The 17,934-nt window shown below is 45.4% G+C and carries 16 protein-coding genes; 6 read left to right on the top strand and 10 right to left on the bottom strand.

Going from position 1 to position 17,934, the window contains the following annotated elements:
* Window positions 1-303: 303 nt before the first annotated feature.
* Window positions 304-732, top strand: a complete 429-nt coding sequence (locus JK130_RS08175; protein ID WP_218353826.1) for a DUF2383 domain-containing protein — start codon at window positions 304-306, stop codon at window positions 730-732.
* Window positions 733-1,013: 281 nt separating this feature from the next.
* Here the strand turns inward: JK130_RS08175 and kynU are convergent, their stop codons facing one another.
* The 5 genes from kynU to JK130_RS08150 all read right to left on the bottom strand — a co-directional run bounded on the left by kynU (window position 1,014) and on the right by JK130_RS08150 (window position 6,606).
* Window positions 1,014-2,249: a kynureninase gene (kynU, locus tag JK130_RS08170; RefSeq protein ID WP_218353825.1), complete on the bottom strand. Its 1,236-nt coding sequence runs from the start codon at window positions 2,247-2,249 to the stop codon at window positions 1,014-1,016.
* Between the two features lie 4 nt (window positions 2,250-2,253).
* Window positions 2,254-3,114, bottom strand: coding sequence for an alpha/beta hydrolase (locus JK130_RS08165; RefSeq protein WP_218353824.1), 861 nt, complete (start codon window positions 3,112-3,114; stop codon window positions 2,254-2,256).
* 694 nt (window positions 3,115-3,808) lie between these two features.
* On the bottom strand, window positions 3,809-5,146 hold the full coding sequence (locus JK130_RS08160) for a DEAD/DEAH box helicase (RefSeq protein ID WP_218353823.1): 1,338 nt from the start codon (window positions 5,144-5,146) through the stop codon (window positions 3,809-3,811).
* 94 nt (window positions 5,147-5,240) lie between these two features.
* Window positions 5,241-5,897, bottom strand: a complete 657-nt coding sequence (locus JK130_RS08155) for a CoA transferase subunit B (protein ID WP_218353822.1) — start codon at window positions 5,895-5,897, stop codon at window positions 5,241-5,243.
* A gap of 1 nt (window position 5,898) precedes the next feature.
* Window positions 5,899-6,606, bottom strand: coding sequence for a CoA transferase subunit A (locus JK130_RS08150; RefSeq protein WP_218353821.1), 708 nt, complete (start codon window positions 6,604-6,606; stop codon window positions 5,899-5,901).
* A 103-nt stretch (window positions 6,607-6,709) separates the two neighbouring features.
* Between JK130_RS08150 and JK130_RS08145 the strand changes: the two genes are divergently transcribed.
* A complete protein-coding gene (locus JK130_RS08145; RefSeq protein WP_218353820.1) occupies window positions 6,710-7,597 on the top strand; it encodes a LysR family transcriptional regulator in 888 nt (295 codons plus the stop codon).
* Window positions 7,598-7,622: 25 nt separating this feature from the next.
* On the opposite strand, the gene JK130_RS08140 is transcribed toward JK130_RS08145, so the two are convergent.
* Window positions 7,623-8,381 carry a hypothetical protein gene (locus JK130_RS08140; RefSeq protein ID WP_218353819.1) on the bottom strand — a complete coding sequence of 253 codons (759 nt, stop codon included), beginning with the start codon at window positions 8,379-8,381 and terminating at the stop codon, window positions 7,623-7,625.
* 79 nt (window positions 8,382-8,460) lie between these two features.
* Window positions 8,461-9,165, bottom strand: coding sequence for a sensor histidine kinase (locus JK130_RS08135; protein WP_218353818.1), 705 nt, complete (start codon window positions 9,163-9,165; stop codon window positions 8,461-8,463).
* Window positions 9,166-9,348: 183 nt separating this feature from the next.
* Here JK130_RS08135 and cysB point away from each other — a divergent pair, with 183 nt between their 5' ends.
* Window positions 9,349-10,323: an HTH-type transcriptional regulator CysB gene (cysB, locus tag JK130_RS08130; RefSeq protein WP_218353817.1), complete on the top strand. Its 975-nt coding sequence runs from the start codon at window positions 9,349-9,351 to the stop codon at window positions 10,321-10,323.
* A gap of 29 nt (window positions 10,324-10,352) precedes the next feature.
* Here cysB and JK130_RS08125 read toward each other — a convergent pair whose 3' ends face one another.
* From JK130_RS08125 to pabB, 3 genes are all read right to left on the bottom strand, one after another.
* Window positions 10,353-11,723: an L-serine ammonia-lyase gene (locus tag JK130_RS08125; RefSeq protein WP_218353816.1), complete on the bottom strand. Its 1,371-nt coding sequence runs from the start codon at window positions 11,721-11,723 to the stop codon at window positions 10,353-10,355.
* Window positions 11,724-11,840: 117 nt separating this feature from the next.
* Entirely contained in the window at window positions 11,841-12,419 is a 579-nt protein-coding gene (locus JK130_RS08120; RefSeq protein ID WP_218353815.1) for a CoA pyrophosphatase, read from the bottom strand.
* The gene (pabB, locus tag JK130_RS08115; RefSeq protein WP_218353814.1) at window positions 12,416-13,822 is read right to left on the bottom strand and encodes an aminodeoxychorismate synthase component I; all 1,407 of its coding nucleotides are present in this window, start codon (window positions 13,820-13,822) and stop codon (window positions 12,416-12,418) included. Before pabB ends, JK130_RS08120 begins: the two co-directional genes overlap by 4 nt.
* Before the next feature lie 195 nt (window positions 13,823-14,017).
* Between pabB and JK130_RS08110 the strand changes: the two genes are divergently transcribed.
* The 3 genes from JK130_RS08110 to JK130_RS08100 all read left to right on the top strand — a co-directional run bounded on the left by JK130_RS08110 (window position 14,018) and on the right by JK130_RS08100 (window position 17,917).
* Window positions 14,018-15,550 carry a fumarate hydratase gene (locus JK130_RS08110; protein ID WP_218353813.1) on the top strand — a complete coding sequence of 511 codons (1,533 nt, stop codon included), beginning with the start codon at window positions 14,018-14,020 and terminating at the stop codon, window positions 15,548-15,550.
* Window positions 15,551-15,622: 72 nt separating this feature from the next.
* A complete protein-coding gene (locus tag JK130_RS08105; RefSeq protein ID WP_218353812.1) occupies window positions 15,623-17,113 on the top strand; it encodes a DNA recombination protein RmuC in 1,491 nt (496 codons plus the stop codon).
* 72 nt (window positions 17,114-17,185) lie between these two features.
* Entirely contained in the window at window positions 17,186-17,917 is a 732-nt protein-coding gene (locus tag JK130_RS08100) for an SOS response-associated peptidase family protein (RefSeq protein WP_218353811.1), read from the top strand.
* Window positions 17,918-17,934 lie beyond the last annotated feature (17 nt).

Here is a 17,934-nt window from a genome sequence, read left to right as displayed (position 1 = left end):
ACGGGTTAAAAAGAATAATATCATGCCCTGATAGCGACCTGCCGGCTACTGTCCACAAAGACAGGTTGTGGGTGTCTATGGTGAAATAGTCGAGTCTTAATAAATATAGCTTATGCCAATATTGGAAGAAGTTCGGTATATGGCGAAGATGTGAGTGTCCACTTTGGAATAAGTGTCGTACGGATATGAAGTTTTATCTTTCGGTGATCTAATCGATAAATTCATAATTATGAATGGTACAGGAGTTAAAAGTTGTAAGAGCTCTTGCATGAGATATTAATCACCACATACAAGGATATTACAATGGATAAGGGTGCAAAAACGTTAAAGAAACTTTGTGAACTGGATTTTGATGCTATCGAAGCCTATGAAGAGGCCATTAAACGCCTCGACGATAAAAGTATCGCTGATAAATTATCGCAATTTCGAGGGGATCACCTTTCTCATACCGATGCATTGAATCGCCTGTTACAGGCTCGAAGCGAAGATAAGGTAGATGGACCTGATGCAAAACGTGTGCTTACGGAAGGCAAGGTTATTATTGCCGACTTAATGGGCGATAAAGCAATTTTGAAAGCCATGAGTGCGAATGAAAAATTAACCGTGAAAGCTTACGAAGAAGCATTGGAAGTTGATTCACTCAGCGTAGAAGAAAAAACTCAAGTCACTAAACATTACGAAGACGAGAAACGTCATCACAATTGGATAAAGTCGACGCATGATAAAATGTAACGTCTTATCAACTATCTCCGACTTGCTATCTTAACGTAGTTTATGAAAGAAATAAAAATAGGGTTTACTCTCTATAGCTGCTAGTTAAATAGGCTAAAACTGTTCCATTGTTTCTGTTACCGTAAGGGGGCTATACCAACATCTTTACGGTAACAGGATGCTTTTAAAGTTATTTATAATTTGCCGCATTAAAAACGTAGGTTTGACGGCTCTACCTGTAAAAAATCTATGACTCAGGAAAAGTCTACGGTACTTGTAGGCGAGTTATAAATCGATAAAAACTAGGTAACCGCGGCTCTTTGTTGATATTTCTCGTTGAGATACAATTTCTCGGTGATTACTTTGTTCAAAACTTCAATGGCATTAAATATATCTTCATAGGCTAAATATAGGGGCGTAAAACCAAACCGAATGATATTGGGCGCTCTGAAGTCAGGGACCACCCCATTATCTATCAACGCCTGACAGATAGGGTAAGCAGCATCGTGTGAAAACGATAGCTGACTCCCTCTGATGTTTACATCTTCCGGTGAAATTAACTTCATCGCCTTCAATTCAGAATATTGATCTTTTAATGCTAAAAAGCACTGTGTCAGTCCGACCGATTTTTCACGTATCTGCTGCATATTTATATTTTCAAAAATGTCCAAAGCAGCATCTAATGAAGCCATTGCAATTACCGATGGCGTACCGGTTAAAAATTGTTTGATGCCCGCTGCTGGCTGATATGTTTCTGTTAATTGAAATGGATTAGCATGTCCCATCCAGCCGCTTAATGGCTGCTGAATGCTATCGAGGTGTCTGTGTGCTACGTACAAAAATGCGGGCGCTCCGGGGCCTCCATTTAAATACTTATATCCGCAGCCTACCGCAAAGTCAGCTTCACACTCGTCCATTGATACAGGTAAAGCTCCGGCACTGTGGGCCAGATCCCACAAAACTAAAATACCTTTGTCGTGTGCCAGTTTTGTCAGACGCTTCATATCGTGGATTCGGCCACTTTTAAAGTTGACATGAGTTAGCATAAGTACAGCAACGTCATCAGTCAGTGCACTTTCTATATCAACGGTACTCACCATGTTTAAAGAGCAGCGTTGTCTGCCCAATAATGCTTCTATACCCTGAACCATATAGAGATCGGTAGGGAAGTTCCCTTGTTCAGATACAACAACATTTCGACCAGTTTGAATATTTAATGCAGCGGTTAAGAGCTTAAATAAGTTAACCGAAATAGAATCACAGACAATAACCTGACCCGACTTAGCACCAATCAACGGTGCAATCTTTTCGCCGGTTTGAATTGGAAGATCAATCCAGTGATGCTTATTCCATGAGCTTATAAGGTCGTTTCCCCATTGTTGACTCACTACCTCTTTTATCCTTTTTGCACTGGATTTCGGCAAAGCACCTAATGAGTTGCCATCTAAATAAAGTGTGTTAGGAGGAAGCGCAAACTCAGCACGCTTACTGGCAAGAGGATCGTTTTTATCAAGTTGTTTGACTTCGTTTAACTGCATAAAATTAATTACTTTTTAGTGAATCGACAAAATATGAGAACGCCACAGAATCAGGATGTACCCAATCAAAATGGCCTGCACCTTCAATTACGCTGAATTTGCCAGTGGGAAGAGGGGGAGTCGTTAGCGGTACAAGGGTATCTTTTTCGCCGGCTAAAATCGTGACCTGAGTATCATATGAGAAATTTATTGGATTCGCCTCCCTGTACTGGTGGGGTAACTGCTCGGGTGTGCCCCCCATAAAGTCAGATGTTGCCGCCTGACAGCTATTGCTACCCTTAGCATACGCTTCTATGTCAACAATAGGCGCCAAACCAATGAGCCTGTCAACCGGTGTTATCAGTTGTCCGTTTGCCAGTAAGGCTAAATGCCCACCGGCCGAATGGCCGACTAAGTTGACACTTTGTCTGTTTCCAAGATATTGGTTCTGCGTCTGAATAAATTCAATAGCCTCAACAATATCATTCAAACTGCCGGGCCACCCCCCGCCTGGATCTCCGGTTCGTCGATATTCTACCGACCACACGGCATAGCCGCGCTTTTGGAGAGCAGTGGCAGCCGGATAGGTGTGCTTTAAATCATATTGATTTAACCAGCAGCCCCCGTGTACAAAAATTACCTGGGGAGCAGAACGAGGGTCAGCTTTAGGTAGCCACAGCTCCACAAACTGTAGGGCGCTGGGGCCGTAACTTAAACGTTTATCAGGCTTAGTATATGGCAGCTCTGCTACCTCAGTAAAACGAACATTTTGCAAAGCCGATTGCGTGACCATTTCACTTCGGGGCTTTTTTTGAACTACCGGAGTTTCTTGCTGTTGACACGCTACCAACATCGGAACAATAGCTAAGCCAAACCAAATGCGCATTTTATTACCTTTGTCTGAGTGTAGAGACCTATAACATCAATAATAGCAATCACTTGCAAGATACTTAAGCCTAATTGTAAAAATTCTAAGAAGTTTTTCGACTCCATACTGAAGGTATCTGTTACAGAACAAGTTCCTTACTATCTTTGTGCGAGAACGATACTACCCAGGTGCTACTGACGAGCGGTACTTTATCGGAGGTGCTTTATCGGACACCCATCTATTTTAGTGGACACCCACACACCTGCGTAGTTGCTAACGCATTAAAAGGGTCAGTTTGCTTTCAAAATTTGATTGGAAAGTTAGCAAAACAGTACTTTATCGGACGCCCATCTATTTTAGTGGACACCCACACCTGCGTAGTTGCTAACGCATTAAAAGGGTCAGCTTGCCTTCAAAATTTGTTTAAAAGTTGGCAAAAAAACTATTAATGCACTGAAATTAATATATTCAACAGATTGGCTGTTTTTTGATAATTTAAGAGGCAAGAACGGAAAAAACTGTACTCTATCGGACAGAAAATATAAGAGACAGCCATAAATTGGGGCGCTTAAAATTTAAATATATTATCCCCGAATCTAATAGTGGACACCCACCAATTTATTACATCAGCCGGACTTTTCAAGTTGTTCCAACCAAAAAACCCTGACAAACAACCTCAGGCTTATTCAGATTAAAATCACTCTTGCTCTATCTAATCATCATCGGTATCAGGCATTGTATTGCGTTTTTTACGCATGATAGGTTTATGACCTGCATCTGAACCAGACGTAGTATCGACACGTTTCTTCGCAGGTTTGCCCGCGTGATGCCCAGCATCCTTATTTTTTGCAGACGACGATGCGTTTTTATCAAATGCTGGAGAAGGTGGTTTTGGCTTAATACCATAAAAGCGAGCCGGCAACTCAGAATGCGCATTACAATCTAACGGGTAGTCAAGATGAGCTTTTACAGCTTCGTAGCTTAACCAGTCACGAGGACCCACAAATGAAACCGCCTGACCTTTTTGACCAGCACGACCAGTGCGGCCAATACGGTGAATATACTCATCTGATTGTTTAGGCATGTCGTAGTTTATCACCAGCCCAACCTTTAATAGATCCAACCCCCGGGAAGCCACATCGGTAGTTACCAGAATGCTATGCTGCCCCCGACTAAACTCACTCATAATCTGGGCTCGCTGGTTTTGCGGTAAATCGCCACGTAAAGCAATTGCTTCAAGATGTTGCTTATTCAGCATATCGCTGATTCGGTCTGTGTCTTCACGGGTGGCGGTAAACACAATTGCCTGATTGTAATCGTGCTCACCAATACACTGCTGAAGTAACGCGTCTTTATGGTCAATATTATCAGCAAAGTATAAGTTTTCACTGATGTCCTGATGTGCGGCCGTCGACTGGCCAACGGTGATACGCACCGGCGCTTTAAGCAAACTTTTGCTTAAGTGGGTGAGTTCAATGTTATCCAATGTAGCTGAAAACAGCATAGTTTGGCGTTTACGATGATCAGCAAACTGATTGATCATATTCAACTGAGCCACAAAACCTAAATCAAGCATACGGTCAGCTTCATCAAATATAAGAAGTTCTAAACCGTTTAAAAAAAAGGTCTTATCTAGCAAATGATCAGCGATACGGCCTGCAGTGCCCACCACAATAGCGGGGTTTTTACGCAGTACTTTTACCTGATTATTGTAATTTTCACCGCCCACCACCAAAGCGCAGGGCAGATTTAGCCCAGTGGTCAGATTTTTGGCTTCGGTAAATACCTGTTTAGCTAGCTCCCGGGTAGGGGCCAGAATCACTACGCGGGGATCTTTGCGGGTTAGGGCTTTTTCGGTAAGCAGTCGGTTGATGGCGGGTATCAGAAATGCCAGTGTCTTGCCTGAGCCAGTTTGTGACGACGCAATAATATCTTTACCGCTAATGGCCGGTAACATGGCTTTTTGCTGAATTTCAGTCAGGGTTTCAAACCCTTTTGTTTCCAGCTTATTAATAATTTTATGATTTACAGGAAGATCTCTGACTAACAATGGACAACCCCTTAAAGGACAATAAGGGCATTATCTACCAAGCGTGGGATGAATGAAAGCGACCAGAAGCTCCGGTCGCTAAAAACAGTCCAAATTACACGGACATTTCACTTACATTATCAGGTACCACTAGCTTACCGGCGGTTTTTTCCTTAATTTCTTCAACCGATACGCCTGGGGCGCGCTCCTGCAAATGAAATGCGCCATCTTTGACTTCCAAAACAGCCAAATCGGTAATAATGCGCGTGATACAGTTTACGCCGGTGAGCGGTAACTTACAGGCAGGTAATAGCTTAGAATTTCCGTGTTTGTCGGCATGAGTCATGGTAACAATAATATTTTTCGCCCCGGCCACCAGGTCCATGGCGCCACCCATGCCTTTCACTAACTTGCCAGGAATCATCCAACTGGCAATGTTACCGTTTACGTCAACCTCAAAAGCCCCTAATACTGTGAAATCAACGTGCCCCCCACGAATCATTGCAAAGCTTTCAGCCGAATCAAAAATAGAGGCGCCATTAATGGCAGTTACTGTCTCTTTTCCGGCGTTGATCATATCGGCATCAACCTCGTCTTCGGTCGGGTAGCGGCCCATGCCTAACAACCCGTTTTCAGACTGCAACATTACCTCAATTCCCTCAGGTACAAAGTTTGCCGCCAACGTGGGAATACCAATACCTAAATTGACATAATCACCGTCTTTGAATTCCTGCGCCACCCGCATAGCAATTTGGTCTCGGGAAAGTGCCATGTTAACGCTCCTCCTTTGCCAGAACCTTACGTTCGATGCGTTTTTCAAAGGTTCCTTTGATAATGCGATCGACATAAATGCCTGGGGTATGAATATGAGCCGGATCTAATTCGCCGGGTTCTACAATTTCTTCTACTTCAACTACCGTAATTTTACCGGCAGTTGCAGCCATCGGGTTAAAATTCCGGGCAGTATGGCGGTAAATACAATTACCGAAACGGTCAGCTTTGTAAGCTTTAACAATGGCAAAGTCGCCCGTTATTGACGGTTCAAGAATATACGGACGACCGTCAAAATGTTTAACATCTTTGCCTTCGCCTACGGGAGTACCGTAACCGGTGGCAGTATAAAAACCCGGAATACCCGCTCCGCCGGCGCGCATTTTTTCAGCCAGTGTGCCCTGGGGAGTAAGCTCAACTTCCAGCTCGTTAGCAAGTAACTGCTTTTCAAACAGGGCATTTTCGCCTACATAAGATGAGATCATTTTGCGAATTTGCTTATCTTCAAGCAGCACGCCTAAACCAAATCCATCAACCCCACAATTGTTTGAGACTACGGTAAGACCTGTGGTGCCCATGGATTTTATCTGGTTAATCAACCCTTCTGGTATGCCACACAAACCAAAACCGCCCGCGATGATAGTCATATTATCGCTTAACCCTTTCATCGCTTCAGCATAGCTGGTAACGACTTTATCGAAACCCGACATTTGGTGCTCCTGTTTGTTTCAAATACATACATGAGTATCATCGAGAGATAATTTTTTGTAAAATTAATTTTATATCAATATTAATAAATTAAATTTATCAATCATGGCAATATCTTACCGAAATATGCTGGCATTCATTCGGGTGGCTGATTCGGCTACCTTTGCTGAAGCCGCAGAAAAACTTCATTTAACACAACCGGCGCTCTCCAGTGCAATAAAAAAAATGGAAGAGCAATTAGGCGGTAAGGTATTTTCACGCAGTACCCGCAGAGTGCAACTTACACCTGAAGGTAGAATATTGCTGCCGCGCGCCAGAAGGCTGGTTGATGAATGGGATGATACGTTTGATGAAATACAAAATTTATTTGCGGTCAAACAAGGGCGGCTGACTATTGCTGCCATGCCCTCATTTGCCGAGTCGTACCTGCCTGAAATACTGGCAAACTATCATACCCATTATGCCAATATCCGGCTGAGCATTTTAGATGTGGTAATGGAAGAAACCTTACAGGCTGTAGCCTCCGGACGTTCTGAACTTGGTTTTACGTTTAAACCTGAAAATTGCGAAGGTTTTTATTTTGAGCCACTTTTTGATGATGCCTTTATGGCTGTGCTTTACCCGCAGCATCCGCTTGCTAAAGCGTCCTCCGTCACCTTTTCACAGTTATTGCAAAGCCCGTTTATTGCCATGAATCGTGGCTCGGCGGTGCGTAAGTGGACCGAGCAATGCACTGCAAAACACGGACAGTTAAAAATTGTCGCTGAAACCGGCCAGCTAGGTTCGGTAGGGCAATTGATTGCCCAACAATTGGGCGTGTCGGTCATGCCGCAACTCTGCAAACCCCAGATGCGCCGCAATAATCTAGTGTGTGTACCTTTAGCCGACTCTGATATGGTCAGGCAGGTAGGAATAATCAAAGCCGCGCGCAGTACTATGTCGGTGGCAGGTCAGGCACTGTGGGAACAATGCCTGACTAAATGGCAGCGTTAGTTAAGAAAGGGTAGGGTTGGGGTGTTTACCATTTTTTCTTAGGCGCAAACAGCTCATCCAGTTCATCGCGCTCTGCCTCCTGGCGCTTAGCGCGATCTTGTGCATTCACACTCTTAAGGTTCGCCTGGATTTCGCTAAGCCACTGTTTAAGTGATGTTAACCGGTTTTCTATGTAGTCATCGGTCTGGGGCTGATTTTCTAAGGCAGTGACCGCTTTTTCAAAATACTGGCGACCCGAACCCATCATATTTGACTGCATGGCATTGCGGCCGCGCTTGATCAACGTTTCAACGTTTATTCTAAGCTGTAAACGCTCAAGGGCTTTGTCTTCTTCTGTATAAATTCGCGAGTTCACCTTGCCGCGAGAATGTTCAGAACGAAGTAAAATACGCAGCTTCTTAACAGCCTGAATAAATTGAATAATCATTTTATCGTTATCAGGTAGCGTAAAATCATTTGGGGGTACAGACTCAGGATCGGCGTTATTTACGCGACTGTCGGCTTCTAATACGCGCTGCTTGATATCCGGGCCGCCTGATTTTGACTCTTGTATGGTTTTTAGTGCGTTGGCCACCCGAATTTGCATAATTTGTAGCAAACGACCCGAAACCGGCATATGAGTCGCCGCTAACAACACATTTTCGGTTTCATCTATAATGGTTTTCTGTTTGGCAAGCTCGGCACGACGCTCTGCATCTACTTTGGCTCTGTGTTGCTGAAATGCATTGATAAAGATTGCGACTATAATAAGAACAACAATCAGTATTATTATTATGGTAAACATGAGTAGTTCCGTTCGCTTTTGTTACCGCTTTGCCTTATCTGCAAGGCCAGACAACTGATAATACAATTAACGGCAGAGTTTACGGTATTTTTACTTCAAATACACTGCCCGAATATGCGCCGCCGTTGCTCAGGCTTATTGAGCCTTGCTTTTGTCCCCGGGTATGGGCGCCAGCAATTAGCCGCGCGAAAAAAATGCCTAAGCCGGTGCGGCCCTGACTCAGGGTAAATTCAGCCAATTTGGTTTGTGATTGCTTTAACATGTGGGGAGGGTAGCCCTCGCCGTCATCTTCAACCTTGATTACCAGTTCCTCGTCTTTTACAAAAGCAGAGACGGTAATATATTGCTTTCCGTATCGAAGCGCGTTAATGATTGCGTCATTTATCAGCATATACACCAACTCTTTATCTAAATACCAGCTTAATTGCTCGTCGCAATTTATCTGCACACTGAACGCTTTATGTTGCTTGTACAGTTGTACTGCACCCATTACATCTTCAAGCAAATCGGCGATAAAACACTCGTCAACAGCAACGGGCAGATTATCAAGTTGGGTTCGATACAAAGACAACAATTGCATTAATGACGTATTCAGCCGGGTAGCCTCATAGTGCACGCTGGCAACCTGGGCATTCGCCTGTGGATTATGTTCCTCAAGGGTTTCACTTAATTGTTCAATAGACTGAATAAGCAAACAGAGTGAGTTTTTCATGTCGTGAACAGCGGCAGCCAGCACCGACGAAAAATCAATATTATGCAAAGGGGGATTGGGGTTTTCAGTCATAGGGTAATATCTTTTGAACATCAAAAAGTGCAACTGTGAGTATGTTATAAAATAGCGCAATATGCCTGCTTTTTTTAATCCGCGTATCTTTATAACTAAAATGACTATAGAAATACGGGCCGGTTTTCGTTATAACAACAGCATACCAATTCATTTGCGCCAGCCGGGAAGGGTTCTCCCACCATGAAATTACAACAACTTCGTTATATTGTAGAAGTAGTTAACAATAATCTTAATGTCTCTGCGACCGCAGAAAGCTTGTTCACATCACAACCGGGTATTAGTAAGCAAGTGCGTATGCTTGAGGACGAACTGGGCGTGCAAATTTTTGGTCGCAGCGGTAAACATCTTACCCATGTAACCGACGCCGGTCAGGATGTTATCACCATAGCCCGTCAAATTCTGGCCAAGGTTGAAAGCATAAAATCGGTTGCGCGTGAGCATACTTTGCCTGATCAGGGCAAACTGAATATTGCTACTACCCATACTCAGGCACGTTATGCTCTGCCCGATGTTATTCAGGGATTTATGAATAAATATCCACGGGTATCATTGCATATGCACCAGGGGACACCCTCGCAAATCTCTGATTTGGCAGCCAAAGGCGAAGCGGACTTTGCCATAGCCACCGAAGCATTGCATTTATACAACGACCTGGTAATGCTGCCGTGCTATCACTGGAATCGTAGTGTCATAGTCAACAAAGACCACCCATTGTCTAAAAAAGGCTCCATTGAAATCAGCGATATTGCAAAGTATCCGCTTGTTACCTATGTGTTCGGCTTTACCGGCCGCTCACAGCTGGATCATGCGTTTGAACAAGCCGGTCTGAACCCAAAAATTGTTTTTACCGCCACCGATGCAGATGTAATAAAAACCTATGTTCGTTTGGGCGTGGGAATTGGGGTTATTGCTTCTATGGCAGTAAACGAAGAGCTCGATGATGACCTGGTTAAAATTGATGCCAGTCATTTATTTGATTACAGCACGACCAAAATCGGGTTCAGGAAAGGGTCGTTTTTGCGTAGTTATATGTATGACTTTATTGAGCGATTTGCCCCGCATCTGACCAAAGATAAAGTCGAAAAAGCCATGATGCTTAAAAATAATGATGAGGTAGAAAAGATGTTTAAGGGCGTAACGCTACCGGTAAAGTAGCATTACGCTATACTTAGGCTAACCTGCTATCAGCACTCGATAATATTAACCGCAAGACCGCCCCGGGCGGTCTCTTTATATTTGGTTTTCATATCGTTACCGGTATCACGCATGGTTTTGATAACTTTATCTAATGATACCTTATGATCGCCGCTACCGCGCATAGCCAGGCGTGAAGCATTGATGGCTTTTATCGCGCCCATAGCATTACGTTCAATACAGGGAACCTGTACCAGGCCGCCTACCGGATCGCAGGTAAGCCCCAGGTTATGCTCCATGCCAATCTCAGCCGCATTTTCTACCGCTAAAACGGTACCACCCATAATTTCAGTAAGTGCACCGGCCGCCATTGAACAAGCCACCCCCACTTCGCCCTGACAACCAACTTCAGCACCACTTATAGAGGCATTTTCTTTATACAAAATACCAATGGCCCCGGCGGTCAGTAAAAAACGGGCGGCAGTTTCTGTATCTACCGGCCGAATAAATTTATCAAAATAATGCAGAACCGCAGGCAATATCCCCGCCGCGCCATTGGTTGGTGCAGTAACCACCCGGCCACCCGCGGCGTTTTCTTCGTTTACCGCTAAGGCAAATAAATTAACCCAGTCCATAGTTTGCATGGGGTCGGTGCTATTTTCAGTTTGCAAACGACGATATAGGCCTGGGGCCCGGCGTACCACCTTAAGCCCGCCCGGTAAAATACCTTCGCTTTCGATGCCCCGTTGTACGCACGCTTTCATAGCCTGCCAAATTTCGTACAAACGGTCTTTTACTTCGTGCTCAGGGCTGTGAACCCCTTCATTTTTGAGCATGAGTGAAGAAATGCGCATTCCATTATTTTTACACAGCTCCATAAGCGCTTCAGCCGATTTGAACGGGTAGGGCACCTGGGCCTGCATCGACATCGCATTCGCTTTGGTGGCCTCGAAGTCTTCATCTTTAATTATAAAGCCGCCGCCAATGCTGTAATAGGTTTGCTCGCGCAGCAGCTCTTTGCCCTTGTAAACATAAAAGGTCAGAGCGTTAGCATGGCGGGGCAAACTCTTACGACGATGAAAAACAATCGCATCTTTGTTTGGAAAACGAACTTCATGTCTGCCGTTTAGAGCAAGACGCTGACTTGAGTCAATTTGCTCAAGCCAGGTCTCGATGCAATCAACGTCTATTGATTCGGGAGCCTCCCCCAGCAAACCTAAGATAACCGCTTTGCCAGTACCGTGGCCTTTGCCGGTCTGACCTAATGAGCCAAACAACGCTACCTTGATACCGGTAACGTCTTCCAATATATTTTGCTGGTCAAGTTCGCCGACAAATTCGGCAGCAGCGCGCATCGGACCTACAGTATGAGAACTGGAAGGACCAATACCAATGCTGAACATATCAAAAACACTAATCATAAACCCAATAAGATCCTTGCCTGTTATAATACGATCTTGCCTGTACCACGCCAGAACTACAATACAAAATTGCTAATCGGATGATAAGAAAAGCTAATCAAATGTAAATAAATCTTGCTACCCTGCGGGCGCAATGTGATGGGACAGGTTGCGCAATATGGCGGCTGTGGCCCCCCAAATCATCCGTTTTTGCCAGGGTATAAAGTAGATGGGAAAGCGTGTGTTCAGGCTGGACGTATGATGTATCAGATGGTTTTGCTTATTCATCAGGTGTGCTAATGGCACATCAAACACGCTGGCTACTTCGTTAGGGTCGATATCGTAGGTGAAGTTGGGCGAAACAAAAGCTACCACCGGGGTTATCTGGTAGCCGCTGATAGTTCGATACAGTGGCAGAGCGCCTATTACTTCAACCTGCTCAGGGGGAACGCCTACCTCTTCCATGGCTTCGCGTTGGGCGGTTTCAAACAATGAGGAGTCTTGTGGTTCAAAGCCGCCCCCGGGAAAGCTGATTTGACCGGGATGATGACGTAAGTGGTGCGCTCGCTCAGTCAACAAAACGTGTAAACCATCGGGATATTCAAGCAGCGGAATGAGTACCGCAGCGTCGCGACCTGGTTTTGCCAGTGGAAAGTCGGGTTCTAAGGTTACCTGACGTAGATGATGAAAACGGGTCAAAAACTCACGTCGGTTCATGACAGCTGCTCCAGTGCAGGTAAAATGCGCGATACTTTGTCTAGCGTCTCCTGGTATTCCGATACCGCTTCAGAGTCTAAGACAATTCCACCGCCAGCCCAGCAATACAGATGGTTATCCTCGGCTAACAGTGTTCTTATGGTAATGCTGGAGTCCATATCGCGCTTTATGCCATAGTACATTATGCTGCCGCAATACACATTGCGCCGATCGGGCTCGAGCTGTTCGATAATTTCCATTGCCCTGATTTTGGGAGCCCCGGTAATCGAGCCCCCCGGAAAAGCACCGGCGAGTAAATCTAAGGGGCTGGCCCCAACATTAAGCTGTCCTTCAACGGTGCTCACTAAATGATGCACCGCCTTATAAGATTCTAACGCGAATAAATGCGGGACTTTGACCGAAAAAGGCTGGCAGTGTTTGCTTAAATCGTTACGCAGCAAATCAACAATCATAAGATTTTCGGCCCGATCTTTTTCTGCACTTTGTAACTGCGCCGCGCTTTTCGCGTCCTGTTCAGCGTTACTAAAGCGTGGGCGGGTTCCTTTTATTGGCTTGGTTTGAACTTTGCCGTTGTTTACACTAATAAATCGCTCGGGAGAGATACTTAATATGCAGCTTTCGGGCAAGCGAATAAAGGCACTAAACGGCGTATTGTTTGCTTCTGTCAACGCGGTGTACGCCTGCCATTCGCAGCCGGTATAGGCGGCTTTAAATCGCTGGGCCATGTTTATCTGATAACAATCGCCAGCCACTATAAAGCGATGAATTTGCTCAAGCGCTGCCGTATACTCTGTTTGGGTCAGATTAGAAGACCAGCCGCTGGTAAGCTTAAACACATCCTTTTGAGTTGATGATGCCAGCCACACAGATTGTTCTGCAAGCACTGCATGCTGGCTTAGCCGGCAATGGTATACGGTATTGGTGTGCGTATCGGCAATCAATGACTGAGTAAAAAGACCGATGGCCATATCCGGACATTTGTAGCTGTACTTATTATTATCTGGCAACTGTTCGTAATAACGTCCCAAATCATAGCCACATATGCCCGCGGCGCCTACCACAAACGGCAGGGCTTTATAAAGTTCAGGTTTATTACAGTTATCTGCCTGCTGGGAAAAGCGTTGCTGCATCATCTCATCGACACAGGCCAGCGGGGTAAGGGCGCTTTCGGTTTTCTCATTCAGGGCAGGTTTTTCGACCCATACCTTGCCATCTTTGGCGGTAATAAGGGTTTCTGGTTGCCAAAGCATAATGTGATAGCGTCCTGCTGTGCTATTCGCGCTATCGAGCAACATTGACCAACTTTGGTGTTGAATCTTAGAAAAAAATTGCTGAATGTTCTGGCCATCTGGCAGTGCGACAATATCAATAAAAAGTGAAAAGTCAGTTTTAGGCTGTGACATAGGACGACGACTACCTGTTTTTAAAAATAATGCACAAAGATTTAAATATGTTTACCGACACCACGACTAACTGTGTACCACGCTGGATAGGTTTAGAGCAGTCACGCTTTTCGATGGTGCCAGTTCCGCAGATGCGCTAGTATACGGATTTTTAACCCCTACACACCACCCAAAGGCAAGTTTTAAGAGGACGCCATGACCGTTATTCGTCAACAGGACTTTATCGATAGTATCGAAGATGCACTGCAGTTTATTTCTTATTATCACCCTCTCGATTACGTAAAAGCCGTTGAAAAGGCTTACCTTAAAGAAAAGAGCCAGGCCGCAAAAGATGCCATGGCGCAAATTCTTATCAACTCAAGAATGTCGGCCGAGGGCAAACGTCCTTTGTGTCAGGACACCGGCATTGTGACCTGTTTTGTTAAAATTGGAATGGGCGTAAGCTGGGATAAAACTGACTTAACCGTACAAGAAATGGTTAATGAAGGAACCCGCCGTGCTTATTTAAACAGCGACAACCCGTTGCGGGCATCGATTGTTGCTGATCCGGCCGGCGCCAGAACCAACACTAAAGACAATACCCCTGCGGTAGTGCATATTGATATGGTTGCTGGTGAACAGGTCGAAGTGATGATCGCAGCTAAAGGTGGCGGTTCTGAAAATAAATCTAAAATGGTTATGCTTAACCCCAGCGACGATATAGTGGAATGGGTGTTGAAAACACTCCCCACAATGGGCGCTGGCTGGTGCCCGCCAGGGATGTTAGGCATAGGCATTGGTGGCACGGCCGAAAAAGCCGCGGTACTGGCCAAAGAAAGTCTGATGGACCCGGTTGATATTCAGGAGCTGGCCGACAGAGGCGCTCAGACTACTGATGAAAAGCTGCGTTTAGAGCTGTTTGACAAAGTAAATGGGCTAGGCATCGGCGCTCAGGGACTGGGCGGTTTAACTACGGTCGTCGATGTGAAAATTAAATCAGTACCTACCCACGCGGCTTCCAAGCCAGTGGCACTTATTCCTAACTGCGCGGCTACCCGTCATGCGCATTTTCATTTAGATGGCAGTGGCCCGGCAGAGCTCAATCCGCCGAAGCTTGAAGAGTGGCCTGAAGTTACCTGGGAAGTGGGCGAGAACACCCGCCGCGTGAATTTAGATGAGATAACTAAAGACGATATTCTTGACTGGAAAGTGGGTGAAACAGTGTTGTTGTCAGGCAAAATGCTGACCGGTCGCGATGCGGCACACAAACGTATTCAAACCATGATGGAAAATGGTGAAGGTTTGCCAGAGGGTGTTGATCTGACGAACCGGTTTATTTACTACGTAGGCCCGGTGGATGCTGTGGGTGATGAAGTGGTCGGTCCGGCAGGACCAACCACCGCTACGCGCATGGACAAATTCACCGACATGATGTTAGAGAAAACGGGCCTTATTGGCATGATTGGCAAGGCTGAACGGGGCCCTGCTACAGTTGACTCTATCGCTAAGCACAAAGCGGTTTATTTGATGGCCGTAGGCGGCGCAGCGTATCTGGTGTCAAAAGCCATCAAAAAATCTCGTGTTGTGGCGTTTGAAGACTTAGGTATGGAAGCCATCTACGAGTTTGATGTAGAAGATATGCCAGTAACAGTCGCGGTGGATAGCACAGGTGCCAATGCACACAAAACCGGCCCTGCAATTTGGAAAGCCAAAATTGAAGAGCTGGATAATATTATGAGTAAAAAATAAGTATTAAACTCATCACTTAGAATACGGGTACCTGCAGGTGCCCGTTTTTGTTTGGAATTGAGGTAGTAGGAAATGGAACAGCTTCAGACGTGGATGGTGGCAGCTCTGGTGGGCGTCGCCTTAGCAGGCATCCTGGTAGGTATTGTGGTGCAGCGTCGCCAAAGTCAAAAGAAGATACAACAGCTTGAACACAATTACACCTTGCTGCAACAACGCAGTGATTATACCGCCGAACAATTACAGCATCAGTTAGAAGACAGTCAGGATTCGGCTAATCGATATCAGGAAAAACTGTATAGCGCACAAACCACGCTGGGCGAGTTGACACAAAAAGCCGCGCAATTGGTGCGCCTTGAGCATGAACACCGCGAATTACAACACAACTACCGTGAGCAACAAAACGAACTGGCAGCGCTTGACGCCCGTTTTCAATCGCAGACAGCCAGCTTTACCGAAGCTCAAAAAGCCAAAGAGGAACAACTGCAAATGCTGCAAGATGCCGAACAGCGTTTGCAAACCCAGTTTGAAAATCTGGCGAATAAAATCTTCAGTGAGAAAAGTGAAGCATTTAGCCGCCACAGTCAGCGTAACCTAGACACTTTACTGACGCCGCTTAAAGAGCAAATTGATGGCTTTAAACGACAGGTAAGCGAACAATACACCCGCGAGGGACAGGAGCGGGCGTCTCTTAAAACCGAAATCTTATCGCTTAAAGCGCTTAATCAACAAATTACTCAGGAAGCCTCAGCGTTAACCATGGCCCTTAAAGGCGACAATAAAAAACAGGGCAACTGGGGCGAAGTCGTGCTTGAACGCATTTTAAAAGAGTCGGGGTTACGTGAAGGCCACGAGTTTGAAACGCAGGTTTCAGCGCGTTCACGTGCCGGTAAGTTGCAGCAGCCTGATGTGGTCGTGCATTTACCTGACGACAAAGACGTGATCATTGATTCAAAGGTCAGTTTGTCGGCCTATGAAAGGTATTTCAATACCGATGATAACGCCATGCAACAGCAGTATTTGAAAGAACATGTTAATTCGATACGGGGCCACATTAAGGGGCTGGGAGCAAAGGATTATCAGGAACTAGAAGCTCTGCGCACCCTGGACTATGTGCTGTTGTTTATTCCTATAGAGCCGGCATTTTTACTGGCTATAGAGCACGACCCGGAGCTGGTGACCACAGCGCTGAATCACAATATTATGCTGGTAAGCCCGACCAATTTGCTGGTGGCACTACGTACCATCAATAATATCTGGCAATATGAATATCAAAATGAGAATGCTCAGAAAATTGCTGAAAAAGCCGCACGTTTGTATGACAAATTTACCGGTTTTGTGAGCGACATGGATAAACTGGGTAAAACCATAGAAACATCACAGAAGCATTTTGATGGGGCTTTTAACAAATTATCGAACGGTCGCGGGAATCTGGTCAAACAGGTAGAGCAGTTCAGAAATATGGGGGTTCAGCCAAGTAAGCGGTTACCCGAATCATTAACCCGCCATGCAGGTCTTCATTATGAAACCGACGAATCTGAAGTGCATGATTTGACCAACCCTTAGCATGAAAATAACTAAGGTGATATCTGATTAAGATGAGATCCAATTAAGGTGAGGTCTGATTAAGGTGAGTTTATGTGCGGACGATTAAATATTACTGACTCAATGGGTGTACGCGCTTTGTGCGACCAGCTTGATATTAGCCTTTGGCCCGAGGATGGTATGCGCTTTTCAAGGTTTATCAAAGCGACAGACCGGGTATCAATAATCTTCGAAGATACGTCGGGCCAGCGTATTATGAAAAATGCAATCTGGTGGTTATTGCTAGATAAGCAACATACAGAACAGGGCGTTCGTTTTGTACCATCAAGGTACACGTCGTTTAATACCCGTTACGATAAGCTAAATACGCCACGAAGCGCAGGCTATCATTCGTATCGACAGCAGCGTTGTGTTATTCCGGCGTGCGGATTTGGCGAAACTCAAATAGTGAGTGGTCTGGCGGGTAACAAAAAGCACTATCATGATATGCAGGTAGCTGAAGATTCACAGCTAGCCTTAGGAGGCCTGTACCGCATATGGCAGGGCGTTGATGCTACTGGGCAGGCCTTTACCGAACATTCATGTTCGGTGGTGACTCTGGCGCCTCATTCTAAGCTAAAAAATATTCATACTAAGGCGAGTCCTCTTATGTTGAGCACTGACGACAACAGTCTGCAGCAGTGGCTGGACCATAACATCACAGAGCCAGACCAACTCGAGCATCTGCTAAGCCCGCGATTGCGCCATTCATTGCTGGCACAACCTATTGACAAACCTTCCTCTTACACACCCGTTGGCCCTGCATTTTGCCTTAAGGCTGATTAATCTCAGCGTTAACTTTT

Origin of the sequence: Alteromonas lipotrueiana (assembly GCF_019249245.1) — a bacterium.
Classification (GTDB): Bacteria; Pseudomonadota; Gammaproteobacteria; order Enterobacterales; family Alteromonadaceae; genus Alteromonas; species Alteromonas lipotrueiana.
The sequence above is the reverse complement of the archived record's forward strand: the minus strand, read 5'-3'. Positions and strand labels throughout refer to the sequence as shown.

Coding starts and splice junctions, on each gene's coding strand:
- JK130_RS08175 (WP_218353826.1), top strand. CDS start 304: ATGGATAAGGGTGCAAAAACGTTAAAGAAACTTTGTGAACTGGATTTT.
- kynU (WP_218353825.1), bottom strand. CDS start 2,249: ATGCAGTTAAACGAAGTCAAACAACTTGATAAAAACGATCCTCTTGCC.
- JK130_RS08165 (WP_218353824.1), bottom strand. CDS start 3,114: ATGCGCATTTGGTTTGGCTTAGCTATTGTTCCGATGTTGGTAGCGTGT.
- JK130_RS08155 (WP_218353822.1), bottom strand. CDS start 5,897: ATGGCACTTTCCCGAGACCAAATTGCTATGCGGGTGGCGCAGGAATTC.
- JK130_RS08150 (WP_218353821.1), bottom strand. CDS start 6,606: ATGTCGGGTTTCGATAAAGTCGTTACCAGCTATGCTGAAGCGATGAAA.
- JK130_RS08145 (WP_218353820.1), top strand. CDS start 6,710: ATGGCAATATCTTACCGAAATATGCTGGCATTCATTCGGGTGGCTGAT.
- JK130_RS08140 (WP_218353819.1), bottom strand. CDS start 8,381: ATGTTTACCATAATAATAATACTGATTGTTGTTCTTATTATAGTCGCA.
- JK130_RS08135 (WP_218353818.1), bottom strand. CDS start 9,165: ATGACTGAAAACCCCAATCCCCCTTTGCATAATATTGATTTTTCGTCG.
- cysB (WP_218353817.1), top strand. CDS start 9,349: ATGAAATTACAACAACTTCGTTATATTGTAGAAGTAGTTAACAATAAT.
- JK130_RS08125 (WP_218353816.1), bottom strand. CDS start 11,723: ATGATTAGTGTTTTTGATATGTTCAGCATTGGTATTGGTCCTTCCAGT.
- JK130_RS08120 (WP_218353815.1), bottom strand. CDS start 12,419: ATGAACCGACGTGAGTTTTTGACCCGTTTTCATCATCTACGTCAGGTA.
- pabB (WP_218353814.1), bottom strand. CDS start 13,822: ATGTCACAGCCTAAAACTGACTTTTCACTTTTTATTGATATTGTCGCA.
- JK130_RS08110 (WP_218353813.1), top strand. CDS start 14,018: ATGACCGTTATTCGTCAACAGGACTTTATCGATAGTATCGAAGATGCA.
- JK130_RS08105 (WP_218353812.1), top strand. CDS start 15,623: ATGGAACAGCTTCAGACGTGGATGGTGGCAGCTCTGGTGGGCGTCGCC.
- JK130_RS08100 (WP_218353811.1), top strand. CDS start 17,186: ATGTGCGGACGATTAAATATTACTGACTCAATGGGTGTACGCGCTTTG.